Below are 12,048 nucleotides of genomic sequence, written 5' to 3' on the forward strand. Positions count from 1 at the left end.
TAATATCAAGTAGTCATATAAATTAATATGAAATACCTACTTGTTATTATGTTATCACTATTCGGATTTTCAAAAAGTAATGCTCAGGCAAAATCGATTCACGGTTTCAAAGTTGAGGCTTTGGATGGTTCTACGATTGATTTTTCTAAATTCAAAGGCAAAAAGATATTGGTTGTGAACACCGCTTCCGAATGCGGATTTACCTCTCAATATGCGGATTTGGAAAAATTGTACAAAACTTATAAAAATAAGTTGGTGGTTGTAGGATTCCCTGCCAATAACTTTGGAGCGCAAGAACCAGGTTCTAACAAAGAAATTGCAACATTCTGCCAAAGAAACTATGGCGTGAGTTTTCCAATGGCGGCGAAGATTTCGGTTAAAGGAAGTGATATTGCACCCATCTACAAATTCTTGACCGATAAAAAAGAAAATGGTGTAAAAAGCTCCACAATTGGTTGGAACTTCACCAAAATCCTTTTGGATGAGAAAGGTCACGTTATCGACAGTTTTGAGAGTAAAACAAATCCAATGAGCGAGAGTATTACTAAGTATCTGAAGTGAACTGAAGTTGGATAATATAAGTCATAAGACAAAAAAGCGTTCAAAAATTTGAACGCTTTTCTATTATCTACCAGTCTATTGTCTAAAATTAAACGAAAGGCAACTTAACCACTTTTGCAGGAATATCCTTATTTCTGATTCTAATGAAAATCTCCGAACCAAGTTTAAAGTTTGGTTTATCCACATAAGCTAATCCAAATCCTATTTTTTTCATTGGCGACATTGTTCCGGAAGTTACTTTTCCGATAACATTTCCTTCTGCATCCAATACTTCATAATCGTGTCTTGGAATCGCTTTTTCCTGCATTTCAAAACCAACTAATTTTCTGGAAACACCTTCAGCTTTTTGATTTTCCAGGAATGCTTTGTTAACAAAATCTTTATCAAATTTTGTAATCCAACCCAATCCGGCTTCTAGTGGAGATGTGGTATCATCGATATCGTTTCCGTAAAGACAAAAGCCTTTTTCTAATCTTAAAGTATCTCTAGAAGCCAATCCACAAGGAATCATTCCAAATTCTTTTCCTACTTCTGTCAACGCATCCCAAATGTCTTCAGCATTTTCATTTTTGAAATAAATCTCAAATCCCCCACTACCTGTATAACCTGTGTTGGAAATAATCACATCCGAAAAACCAGCTACAGAACCAATTGTGAAATGATAATATGGAATGGATGACAAATCTATCTCAGTCAATTTCTGAAGAATTTCAGTTGCTTTTGGACCTTGTATGGCGATTAATGACATTTCATCTGAAGCATTTGTCATTTTGGCTCCGAACTTTTCATTGTATTTTACAATGTGATTCCAGTCTTTATCAATATTTGAAGCGTTAACTACTACAAAATATTTTTCATCTTCGATTTTATAAACAATCAAATCATCTACAATCCCGCCATTTTCATTAGGAAGACAAGAATATTGTGCTTTCCCATTTTGGCTATACGCCGAATCTCCGATTTCCAAAGCATCAACATTATTAGAAGTCACAAACTGCAACAAGTCTTTTGCAGAAGGACCTTCGATGAAAAATTGTCCCATATGAGACACATCAAAAATTCCCGCTTTTTCGCGGACAGCAAAATGCTCTTCTGTAACTCCAGAATATTGAACAGGCATCTCGAATCCTGCAAACGGAACGATTTTAGCGCCTAAAGAAACGTGTTTATCGTATAAAGCGGTTTTTTTCATTTTAAAAGGAAGATTTATTTTAGTTGCGCACAAATCTAAAAATTAATGATGAATTATAAATAATGAATGATAGATTTCTTGACTTATGAATTATCTCATTTCAAAATAAACGTAATTAATCTTACCTTTGCTTCTCAAACAAAAATCTATGAGCGACACAATTCTTTGCCCAAAATGCCAATCCGAATTCACTTATGAACAAGACAATCTACAAGTTTGTTCCCAATGTTTTCACGAGTGGGATCCAGCGGAAGTTTCAGCGGAAGGCAAAATTTTCGATTCTCTTGGGAAAGAATTGCAAAATGGAGATTCTGTAGTTGTGATTAAAGATTTGCCCGTGAAAGGTGCTCCAAAACCTGTAAAAGCAGGAACCAAAGTTAAAAACATCCGTCTTCGTCCAGATTCTGACCATAATATCGATTGCAAAATTGATGGCTTCGGTTCTATGGCTTTGAAATCTGAGTTTGTAAAGAAGGCTTAAAAATTCTATATATAAAATACTTGGACTCCGCTCCGTGTGACAATTTTAAATACTAAATGTCTGGCTGAGCGGCGTCGAAGCCTTTTACAGTATCAAACAAAAAAAAGGAAAAATTTGGCAGGGTAAACTTTCAAAGACTCTGATTGTTCGCAGTAACGAAGCTAATTTCCAGTCCCTAAGGCAGAAAGAGAATTAACCAAAAATTTCCTTATGTATTTTCGTTTGTCAAAATTATAAATTTTATACAATTCAACAAACTGAAAATCTATAAGTTATCAATATTTTATCAACAATCTGGATATGGATGACAATTAAAACTCTAAATTTACGTTGCCGGAAAGTTTATTTTGAGAGTAAACAACAATTGATTTATCATTAATTCTGACTTTATTTCGGTAATGCGAACCCGCAAAAAGACTTTCTAAAACACTTGCTTCAATTCCACCTTCAGCAATTTTTATCTGATGCGGAAAGTAATGCTTTTTGGAAAGATTAAATTGAGTTTTTTCTCCTTCTGTAAAAATATTGACTTCGCCCAGAAGCTTGGCAACATAATCGTTGTAAGGATTTTCGTAAGTTTCTTTTGGCGAATCATTCTGAATCAATCGTCCTTGCTGCAACACGACAATTTTGTCTGCCCAAGGTAAAACTTCTTCCAAATTATGAGTAGAAATAATGAGACTCATATTATTTTGTCTGGTATAACTGAACAGCTTGTCTCGCAATTCGAATTTTCTGGAAAAATCCAGATTACTGAAAGGTTCATCCAGCAAAAGCATCTTTGGAAGAACTGCCAAAGCACGAGCAATTGCGACACGTTGTTGTTGTCCGCCACTTAGATTTTTAGGCAAAACTTTAGCATAATCCGTCAATCCAACAATATCTAACAATTCTTCAACCTTTTCCTTTTTCGATTTTAAATTGATATTAGAAATAAACTTGCCTACATTATCAGCAACCGTTGCATAAGGCATCAAATCATAGTTCTGCGCTACGAATTTCATTTTCGACTCTCCAGGTACTAGATTTCCTTTTGGGCCAAACAATTTTTCACCGTCAAAAATAATTTCACCGCTCTGCCAATCCATCAGTCCGTATATCAGGCTCAGCAAGGTTGACTTGCCGCAGCCACTTTCGCCCGCCAAAGCAACTATCTGACCTTCATCTACATGCAGGTTCAGGTTATGAAACAGGGGATTATTGGTCTGATAATTGAAATAAAGATTTTTGACTTCTAAGAGCATTTTATGAAAATTGTTTTTTGAAGTGTAATAATTTTATTATTTTAGCAAAGAACGTAAAACTTAATAACAAATTAAAATATTCTGAGTGAAAACCAAGCAAATGGACACTCAGCATTCTAAATTTCTACAGTCTGATATGAAAAAATCAACCATTATTGCAGCTATTCTGATGATCTCAGCCTCTATTTTTGTAATTTCCTGCGGAAAAGATAAACCCGTCAGCAGCGAAAGCAATGAAGTGCTTACTACTACAAATGGACAAATATACGTGATAGATACAATGAACAGTAAAGCAGAATGGAAAGGTTTTAAAGTGGTGAAGTCCAACAACACTAGTCATATTGGAACTTTGAAATTCGAAAGTGGTGAAGTTACCGTAAAAGATAATAAGCTAGAAAGCGGGCAATTTGTGATTGATATGAATTCTATTGCAAATGAAGATCTGAAAGAAACTGACGGCAATGCAAAAATTATTGGGCATCTCAAAAGTGCAGATTTTTTTGATGTAGAAAAATTCCCAACCGCTTCCTACGAAATCACAAAAATTTCAGAAGCACCTGTAGGAAGTGATTACAACACGGTATTAGATGGAAATCTGACTCTTAAAGGAATTACAAAACCAGCTACTTTTAATGCCAATGTTAAAATAAAAGATGGGGAGCTTAGTATTGCAACAGAGCCGAAAGACATTAACAGAGATGAATTTGGAATTAAATTTCAGATGCCTGCTGCAGAAGGCCTTATCAAAAACGAGATCAATGTTCAGTTGAAAGTTAAGGCTATTGAAAAGAAATAAATAGCTTTTTGCATCTGGCTTTTTGCTATTAGCATAAAATTATAATTAATCTGCTTTCTTAAAGGCAGATTTTTTTATTTTAAAATCGTATTTTTGCACTCTATAATTTATTATAAGCAATGCTAGAGAAAATTGATGAGCTGTTGGTAGAAGTACAAAATTTCCAATCTTCTGCAAAGGACGAAATCGAGCAATTCCGAATCCGCTTTACCGGAAAAAAAGGCGTTTTGAATGATTTTTATGAATTTTTGAAACAAGTTCCCAACGAACAGAAAAAGGATGCCGGCCAGAAGATCAACACTCTGAAACAAGCGGTAAACGGGAAAATCGAAGAGCTTAAAACCTCTTCGGAAAGTTCTCATATTGTCGAAAAGGAAGATCTTTCTAGACCTGCTTTTCCACTGGAGCTGGGCTCACGCCACCCTATCAATCTTGTAAAAAATAAAATTATTGACATCTTCAAATCTATAGGTTTTGCTGTTGCAGACGGACCTGAAATTGAAGACGATTGGCATAACTTTACAGCTCTGAATCTCCCAGAATATCACCCGGCAAGAGATATGCAGGATACGTTTTTCATCGAACAGAATCCTGATGTTTTGTTGAGAACGCATACTTCTTCTGTTCAAATTCGTTATATGGAAGAGAATGAACCGCCCATGAGAATTTTGGCTCCAGGTAGAGTTTTCCGTAACGAAGCAGTTTCTTCACGTTCACATTGTATCTTCCACCAAATTGAAGGTTTGTATATTGATGAGAATGTAAGTTTTGCAGATTTGAAACAAACCATTCAGTTTTTCACCACTGAACTTTTTGGGAAATCGAAAATCAGAATGAGACCTTCTTACTTCCCGTTTACAGAACCAAGTGCGGAAGTAGATGTTTACTGGGGGCTAAACTCTGAAACAGACTACAGAATCACTAAGGGAACGGGCTGGCTGGAAATCATGGGCTGCGGAATGGTGGATCCTGCCGTTCTAAAGAACGTAAACATAGATCCGGACAAATATTCTGGATATGCCTTTGGAATGGGAATTGAAAGAATTGTAATGCTCCTTTATCAAATGAGTGACATCAGAATGTTTTTTGAAAATGACATCAGAATGCTTGAACAGTTCAAAACATTATAATTTATTATTACTAAATATTAATCCTGTAAACGAAGATTTACAGGATTTTTTTTGTTTTAAAAAACCAACATTAATTTTCAATCTTATTTTTTCGCTAATTTTGGATTAAATAAATTTTAAAAAAAAGCGATGAAACCAGAATTCGAAGAATTAAGACTTGTAAAAGATGAAGCAAAAAAACGTTTCCAGATAGAAGTTGATGGACATTTAGCATTTATTAATTACGATTACGCCGAGGGAGAACATCAGATTGCTCTAATACATACAGAAGCAGAACCGGAACTACTGGGAACGGGCGCTGCTGCTGCAGTGGTTGAGAAAACATTACAATATATAAAAGAGAATGGAAAAAAACTACTTCCCTTCTGTCCTTATATTTTTGCATACATCAAAAAGCATCCGGAATGGAAAGCAATCGTAGATGAAACGTTTGCAGGTTATGACCAATTGTAATATTAAACTTGAGTATGAAAATTGATGCAAAAGTTTTTCTATAAAAATAATGTCATAATTTTCCCTTATTTGAAGACTAGAAAACAACGGAATTATTTCTTTATGCCTGTTAATAAAAAAAATCAGACCAATGTCTGATTTTTTTTATTAATATATGTCGAAGTTAAGGTTTATAACCATCCTTCAGTGTCACGGTTCTATTGAATACTAGTTGTTCATCAGAAGAATCCCTGTCTTTGATATAATATCCAATTCTCTGAAATTGATAATGATCTTCTAAGGTTGCATCTTTCAGACTTGGCTCAGCAAAACCATAAGAAACTCTAAGTGATTGTGGATTTATAAATTCTATAAAATCTACATCTTTCTCCGCATCTGGCTGCTCGGTTGTAAAGAGTCTTTCATAAGTTCTGATTTCAATGGGCAAGGCATGTTTTGCAGAAACCCAATGCAATGTTCCCTTCACCTTTCTCAGACTGGCTTCTGTTCCGCTTCCAGATCTAGAATCTTCATCATAAGTTGCAAAAATAGTAGTTATTTCTCCCTTATCATTTTTTTCTACACGTTCAGCCTTAATAATATACCCAGATTTTAGACGGACTTCGCCTCCCAATTTTAATCTGAAGAATTTTTTATCTGCTTCTTCCTGAAAATCTTCTTTCTCTATATAAAGTTCTTTTGAAAACGGTACTTGCCTTGTTCCAGCGTTTTGATCTTCTGGATTATTTTCTGTTTCCAGCCATTCTTCCTTATCATCCGGATAATTCTCTATGATAAGTTTTACCGGATTCACAACCGCCATTACTCTGGTCGCAATCTTATTAAGATCTTCTCTCACAGAAAACTCTAATAACTGAATATCAATCAGGTTTTCCCTTTTTGCAACACCTACTCTATCTATAAAATTTCTGATGGAAACCGGTGTATAACCTTTTCTTCTCAGTCCGGAAATAGTTGGCATTCTAGGATCGTCCCATCCAGTTGTTACACCTTCTGCGACCAATCGTTGTAGTTTTCTTTTAGATGTAACCATGTAAGAAACATTCATCCTTGCAAATTCTCTTTGCTTAGGCGCCACTTTTCCTTGCTCATAAACTTGGTTTAGATACCATTCGTAAAGCGGACGATGGTTCTCGAACTCCAGCGAGCAAAGGGAATGCGAAACCTGCTCCAGATAATCACTTTCTCCGTGTGCCCAATCGTACATCGGGTATATTTTCCAGCTGTCTCCAGTTCTGTGATGCGGACGCTTTAGAATCCTATACATAACTGGGTCACGCATATTCATATTAGGAGATGTCATATCGATTTTTGCACGAAGACTCATTGCTCCCTCGTCGAATTCGCCATTTTTCATTTTTTCAAAAAGCGCTATGCTCTCTTCTACCGGGCGATTTCTGAATGGCGATTCTATACCTGGTTCAAAAGGATTTTTCCTCTGAGCTGTTATATCTTCGGAAGGTTGTTCGTCTACATAAGCTTTTCCTTGTTTGATAAGTTCTACAGCCCAGTCATATAACTGCTGAAAGTAGTCTGAAGCATAACATTCTTTATCCCACTCAAAGCCAAGCCATTCTACATCTTTCTTAATAGAATCTACAAATTCCTGTTCTTCTTTTTCCGGATTGGTGTCATCAAAACGAAGATTGACAGGCGCATTGTATTTTTCTCCCAAACCAAAATTGATGCAGATCGCTTTTGTATGACCTATGTGAAGATAACCGTTTGGTTCTGGCGGAAATCGAAAACGTAATTTTCCCGAATCCAAGCCATTTTCCAAATCATCTTCTATGATTTGTTCAATAAAATTGAGTGATTTTTTTTCTTCTTCCATAATCTGAACTTGAGGCGCAAATTTAACTTAATTTCCCCGAACAATAAAACGTTTATAACTATTGATTAAGCTTAAAATTTTATTATAGACTGAAAATAATTATTTAGGAAATGTTAAATTTCTGTGAACTTTAAACAAATAGTTATATACCATTCATTTTTTTTTAATTTTGGGATAATTAATAAATCGTAATGAATCGTAAAAAAATCCTTTTAGTTGATGATGAGCAAGACATCCTAGAGATCATCTCATATAATTTGGAAAAAGAAGGCTACCATGTTTTTACTGCAAGCAACGGAAATGAAGGTATTGCAAAAGCAAAAGAAATCTTACCAGACCTTATTCTTCTGGATGTAATGATGCCAGAAAAAGATGGTATTGAAACTTGCCAGGAGCTAAGAAAAATTAAAGAACTACAGAAAACCCTCATTGTATTCTTATCTGCAAGAAGCGAAGAGTTTTCTCAGTTGGCAGGTTATCAGGCAGGAGCAAATGATTATATCGTAAAACTCATTAAACCAAAAGTTTTAGTATCGAAAGTAGCAGCGCTTTTGCAGTTGGGTGCACAATCCCAGGAGAATTCTAATTATATCGAAATCGGCGACCTGATCATTGATAAAGAGAATTTCAAAGTATCAAAAGGAAAAGAAGAATTTTTACTTCCAAAAAAGGAGTTTGACCTGCTTTATCTGCTTGCTTCCAATACTGACAAAGTTTTCAAAAGAGAAGAAATCCTTGAAAAAGTTTGGGGAAATGATGTGATTGTAGGCGAGCGGACTATTGATGTTCACATCAGAAGGCTGAGAGAAAAACTGGGAATCAATACAATCCAGACACTCAAAGGAATTGGTTATAAATTAGTAGTTTAGGATTTTCTTGACAGAAAATCTTTTTTTTGATATGAGAATTAGAAATTCAATAAAAATAAACTGGCTTTCTGTAGCTGCATCTATGCTTCTGGTTACGGTAATTGGAAGCGTAGTTCTGGTTTTTGAGTTTTACACCGATGATGTTTATTTCAAGACAAGAAATTTTAATTATTTTCTTGTTTTTACTCTTTGGTTTCTGTTTGTACTAAATTATTTTGTGTTGGAGTTTCTATTCAATTATTATAGCAAAAATCAGATCCGCAGAATCACTAATATCCTTCCGGAAGACATTATTCACGATTATGATTCCGATCTCAGTTTCAAAGAACTAGGAGAAAAGATGCACGAGATGAATCAGAAAAATGCAGAGATTGACATGATGAAAGAGATGGAAAACTACAGGAAAGAATATATCGGAAACATATCTCACGAGCTGAAAACACCACTTTTCTCGATACAAGGTTACATAGAAACACTCAGAGATGGCGGCGTGGAGGATCTATCTATTCGTGATAAATACCTGCAAAGAATTGACAGTTCTGTGGAAAGGCTGCTGAATATTGTGAAGGATCTGGATATGATTAATAGATATGAATCCGGACAAATTGATCTGAAATACAGTATTTTTGATATTAATCTTTTGGTGCAGGAGATATTTGATCTTTTGGAAATGGAAGGAGAAAAACATGCGATGACTATGCAGTTGCAAACCACCCAGCCTCAGCTTTTTGTATCTGCCGACAAACAAAGAATTTCGCAAGTGCTTATCAATCTGATTTCCAACTCTATAAAATACGCTAACAGAGAAGAAGCACAGATTATTGTCTCTACAAGGGAAGGAACCAAGAGTATTCATATTTCTGTAGAAGACAACGGAATGGGAATAAAGCCGGAAAATTTACCACGAATCTTCGAACGTTTTTTCCGTGTAGAAAGCAGCAGAAGCAGAAAAGAAGGCGGTTCTGGTCTTGGTCTTGCAATTGTGAAGCATATTCTGGAAGCGCATCAGCAAACTATAGCTGTAGAGAGTACCTATCTTTCCGGAACAAAATTTAAATTTAAACTAACAAAATCAACTCCCAGCATAAAGAAAATAAATGGTATCTCCAATGGTAATTCTATACCCGGAAAAGCGCAAAATTTATAAAAAACTTTTTTCAAAAAAAATTATTCAGAAACTTTTCCGAAATTTCATTTGTTTTATATTTGCATCATTAATCAACCTAGTACAAAGCTAAAGTAAAACTAAAATGGTTTATAAGATAAGAGTAATTCTAGACGCCAAAGAGACAATTTTCCGAGATATTGAAATCAAAGACAAACAGACACTATGGAATCTGCACTTGGGTATCAAAAGTGCGTTTAGCCTGCCTGGCGAAGAGTTGTCATCGTTTTATTTTTCTGATGATGAGTGGAACGAAGGCCGTGCTGTACCTTTGGAAGATATGAGTGATGACGGCGACGGAGAAATTATGTCCGATATTTATCTGAACGAGGGCTTCCCGGAAGTAGGTGCTAAAATGAGATTTCAATATGGTTTTATAGACCTTTGGGAATTTTTCTGCGAGCTTTTGGAAATAAATGATGAGAAACCAGCAGTCAATTATCCGATAACTGTTTACAGATTTGGAAATGTTCCTTTAAAAGCACCAAGCAAAAATGGCGCAGCAAGCGGAAAAAACAAGAGCTCTGCAATGCCGCTTCTGGATGATGATTTTGGAGATTTTGATGCAGATTTTAAAGAAACCAGTTTTGATGATGATGATGATTTTGATGATGAAGAAGAAGATACCGGTTACAATGATGTTTTCGAAGAAGACGATGAGGATTAATCCTTTTAATAATAAAGCCCGAAGTTTTTCGGGTATTTTTATTTTTTATAGACAGTTCTTCATTTTTAGATTTTTTCTGATTTTGATTAGTACATCAAACTGATTATCTATATCTGCAGAAAAACATATTTATAAGAAAACAAAAATAATACATTATAAAAGATACATTTAGAAAACATTAACAATCTTGGGGTTTTCAGCATGATTTGTATTTATTACATTTACAGAATAGACAATAAAATTCACAACCCTAAGAGAAATTTTTTTATAATGAAAAAACTGATTCTTATACCGGCAATAGCCGCACTGTTATTATCCTGCAAAACTCAGAATCAAGCTATGGAATTACCACAAGAATGGAAACACACCACCAATATTTACGAAGTAAATGTAAGACAATATACACCAGAAGGTACTTTTTCCGCTTTTGAAAAGCACTTGCCTAGGCTAAAAAAAATGGGCGTAAAAACATTGTGGTTTATGCCTATTACACCTATCGCACAGAAAAACAAAAAAGGTAGTCTGGGAAGTCCTTATGCAGCTTCTGATTATACAACCATCAATCCGGAATTTGGAACTTTAGATGATTTTAAACACCTGGTGAATGAAGCTCACAAAATGGGTTTTAAGGTAATCATTGATTGGGTTGCTAACCACACCGGTTGGGATCACGTTTGGACAAAAACCCATCCAGATTGGTATCTGAAAGATGCAGACGGCAGTTTTCATAAAGCCAGTGGAATGGATGACATTATAGAACTGGACTACTCCAACAAGGAAATGCGTTTGGCGATGATAGATGCTATGAAATATTGGGTAAAAGAAACGAATATTGATGGCTTCCGATGTGATCTTGCAAGTTGGGTAGAAGTTGACTTCTGGCAACAAGCAAGACCACAGGTAGAAAAAGTAAAACCACTGTTTTTCCTAGGCGAGTTTGACGAAATAGAATCTCCGGACTATGGTAAAGTTTTCGATGCCAGTTACAGCTGGAAATGGATGCATCTTTCTCAGGATTTTTATCAAAAACATCTTCCTCTTTCTGATCTGAAAACCTTGCTAGAACAATATTCCAAAATTGGAGATAATTCTATGAGAGCCTGGTTTACAAACAATCACGATGAAAACTCATGGAACGGAACCGAATATGAAAAGTATGGTGATTTTGCCCCAGCTTTAGCCGTATTTTCCGCTACCTGGAACGGTGTTCCCCTGCTCTATTCTGGGCAGGAATTGCCTATGAAGGCTAAGCGTTTAGAATTTTTTGAAAAAGATCCTATTCCGTGGACCGGAAAATATGAACTGGAGAATTTTTACAAAACATTACTTACTCTTAAATCTGAAAATCCAGCTTTGCGGGGAGGTGATCCAGCTGTTACAACCTATTGGATAAACACCTCTGCCAATGATAAGATTCTTGCTTATCTCAGAAAAAATGGTGATAAAGAAGTTCTGGTACTCATCAACACAACTAAAGAAAATGTCAATATGAAAATACAAGATGACCATCTAAACTCCAATTATAAAAATGTTTTTTCGGGTCAAAAAAATACATTAATAAACGGATCAGATATCAGTCTTGGATCTTTTGGCTATATGGTTTTTGAAAAATAAACTCAACAATTAATTAATAAAACGAATCCGTCTCACAACTGA

At 35.3% G+C, this 12,048-nt stretch carries 12 protein-coding genes; 9 read left to right on the forward strand and 3 right to left on the reverse strand.

Annotated elements, in window-relative coordinates; translation table 11 throughout:
* Positions 1 to 27 precede the first annotated feature (27 nt).
* Positions 28 to 561: a glutathione peroxidase gene (locus tag EGH73_RS02460; protein ID WP_123280528.1), complete on the forward strand. Its 534-nt coding sequence runs from the start codon at positions 28 to 30 to the stop codon at positions 559 to 561.
* An 88-nt stretch (positions 562 to 649) separates the two neighbouring features.
* Here the strand turns inward: EGH73_RS02460 and gcvT are convergent, their stop codons facing one another.
* Complete coding sequence (gene gcvT / locus EGH73_RS02465; RefSeq protein WP_123280529.1) at positions 650 to 1,753, reverse strand: glycine cleavage system aminomethyltransferase GcvT; 1,104 nt, start codon at positions 1,751 to 1,753, stop codon at positions 650 to 652.
* 148 nt (positions 1,754 to 1,901) lie between these two features.
* On the opposite strand from gcvT, the gene EGH73_RS02470 reads away from it, so the two are divergent.
* Entirely contained in the window at positions 1,902 to 2,234 is a 333-nt protein-coding gene (locus tag EGH73_RS02470; protein WP_089768193.1) for a zinc ribbon domain-containing protein YjdM, read from the forward strand.
* A 311-nt stretch (positions 2,235 to 2,545) separates the two neighbouring features.
* On the opposite strand, the gene EGH73_RS02475 is transcribed toward EGH73_RS02470, so the two are convergent.
* The gene (locus EGH73_RS02475) at positions 2,546 to 3,478 is read right to left on the reverse strand and encodes a sulfate/molybdate ABC transporter ATP-binding protein (protein WP_123280530.1); all 933 of its coding nucleotides are present in this window, start codon (positions 3,476 to 3,478) and stop codon (positions 2,546 to 2,548) included.
* Between the two features lie 136 nt (positions 3,479 to 3,614).
* Here EGH73_RS02475 and EGH73_RS02480 point away from each other — a divergent pair, with 136 nt between their 5' ends.
* The 3 genes from EGH73_RS02480 to EGH73_RS02490 all read left to right on the forward strand — a co-directional run bounded on the left by EGH73_RS02480 (position 3,615) and on the right by EGH73_RS02490 (position 5,857).
* Positions 3,615 to 4,274, forward strand: a complete 660-nt coding sequence (locus EGH73_RS02480) for a YceI family protein (RefSeq protein WP_123280534.1) — start codon at positions 3,615 to 3,617, stop codon at positions 4,272 to 4,274.
* Positions 4,275 to 4,393: 119 nt separating this feature from the next.
* Entirely contained in the window at positions 4,394 to 5,404 is a 1,011-nt protein-coding gene (gene pheS, locus EGH73_RS02485; RefSeq protein WP_123280531.1) for a phenylalanine--tRNA ligase subunit alpha, read from the forward strand.
* A 129-nt stretch (positions 5,405 to 5,533) separates the two neighbouring features.
* The gene (locus tag EGH73_RS02490; protein WP_123280532.1) at positions 5,534 to 5,857 is read left to right on the forward strand and encodes a GNAT family N-acetyltransferase; all 324 of its coding nucleotides are present in this window, start codon (positions 5,534 to 5,536) and stop codon (positions 5,855 to 5,857) included.
* Between the two features lie 163 nt (positions 5,858 to 6,020).
* Here the strand turns inward: EGH73_RS02490 and EGH73_RS02495 are convergent, their stop codons facing one another.
* Positions 6,021 to 7,691, reverse strand: coding sequence for a glutamine--tRNA ligase/YqeY domain fusion protein (locus EGH73_RS02495; RefSeq protein WP_123280533.1), 1,671 nt, complete (start codon positions 7,689 to 7,691; stop codon positions 6,021 to 6,023).
* Positions 7,692 to 7,882: 191 nt separating this feature from the next.
* Between EGH73_RS02495 and EGH73_RS02500 the strand changes: the two genes are divergently transcribed.
* The 4 genes from EGH73_RS02500 to EGH73_RS02515 all read left to right on the forward strand — a co-directional run bounded on the left by EGH73_RS02500 (position 7,883) and on the right by EGH73_RS02515 (position 12,006).
* Positions 7,883 to 8,560, forward strand: a complete 678-nt coding sequence (locus tag EGH73_RS02500) for a response regulator transcription factor (protein WP_089768201.1) — start codon at positions 7,883 to 7,885, stop codon at positions 8,558 to 8,560.
* 49 nt (positions 8,561 to 8,609) lie between these two features.
* Complete coding sequence (locus EGH73_RS02505) at positions 8,610 to 9,707, forward strand: sensor histidine kinase (RefSeq protein WP_089768341.1); 1,098 nt, start codon at positions 8,610 to 8,612, stop codon at positions 9,705 to 9,707.
* A gap of 103 nt (positions 9,708 to 9,810) precedes the next feature.
* Positions 9,811 to 10,392: an IS1096 element passenger TnpR family protein gene (locus EGH73_RS02510; RefSeq protein ID WP_089768203.1), complete on the forward strand. Its 582-nt coding sequence runs from the start codon at positions 9,811 to 9,813 to the stop codon at positions 10,390 to 10,392.
* Between the two features lie 270 nt (positions 10,393 to 10,662).
* Positions 10,663 to 12,006 carry an alpha-amylase family glycosyl hydrolase gene (locus EGH73_RS02515; protein ID WP_123280535.1) on the forward strand — a complete coding sequence of 448 codons (1,344 nt, stop codon included), beginning with the start codon at positions 10,663 to 10,665 and terminating at the stop codon, positions 12,004 to 12,006.
* Positions 12,007 to 12,048: the final 42 nt, after the last annotated feature.

This window comes from Epilithonimonas hominis (genome assembly GCF_003730015.1).
GTDB classification, from domain to species: Bacteria; Bacteroidota; Bacteroidia; order Flavobacteriales; family Weeksellaceae; genus Epilithonimonas; species Epilithonimonas hominis.

Bases quoted from the DNA above. Each gene is read 5' to 3' on its own strand.
- EGH73_RS02480 (WP_123280534.1), top strand. From the start codon at position 3,615: ATGAAAAAATCAACCATTATTGCAGCTATTCTGATGATCTCAGCCTCT.
- EGH73_RS02470 (WP_089768193.1), top strand. From the start codon at position 1,902: ATGAGCGACACAATTCTTTGCCCAAAATGCCAATCCGAATTCACTTAT.
- EGH73_RS02475 (WP_123280530.1), bottom strand. From the start codon at position 3,478: ATGCTCTTAGAAGTCAAAAATCTTTATTTCAATTATCAGACCAATAAT.
- EGH73_RS02500 (WP_089768201.1), top strand. From the start codon at position 7,883: ATGAATCGTAAAAAAATCCTTTTAGTTGATGATGAGCAAGACATCCTA.
- gcvT (WP_123280529.1), bottom strand. From the start codon at position 1,753: ATGAAAAAAACCGCTTTATACGATAAACACGTTTCTTTAGGCGCTAAA.
- pheS (WP_123280531.1), top strand. From the start codon at position 4,394: ATGCTAGAGAAAATTGATGAGCTGTTGGTAGAAGTACAAAATTTCCAA.
- EGH73_RS02510 (WP_089768203.1), top strand. From the start codon at position 9,811: ATGGTTTATAAGATAAGAGTAATTCTAGACGCCAAAGAGACAATTTTC.
- EGH73_RS02490 (WP_123280532.1), top strand. From the start codon at position 5,534: ATGAAACCAGAATTCGAAGAATTAAGACTTGTAAAAGATGAAGCAAAA.
- EGH73_RS02495 (WP_123280533.1), bottom strand. From the start codon at position 7,691: ATGGAAGAAGAAAAAAAATCACTCAATTTTATTGAACAAATCATAGAA.
- EGH73_RS02460 (WP_123280528.1), top strand. From the start codon at position 28: ATGAAATACCTACTTGTTATTATGTTATCACTATTCGGATTTTCAAAA.
- EGH73_RS02515 (WP_123280535.1), top strand. From the start codon at position 10,663: ATGAAAAAACTGATTCTTATACCGGCAATAGCCGCACTGTTATTATCC.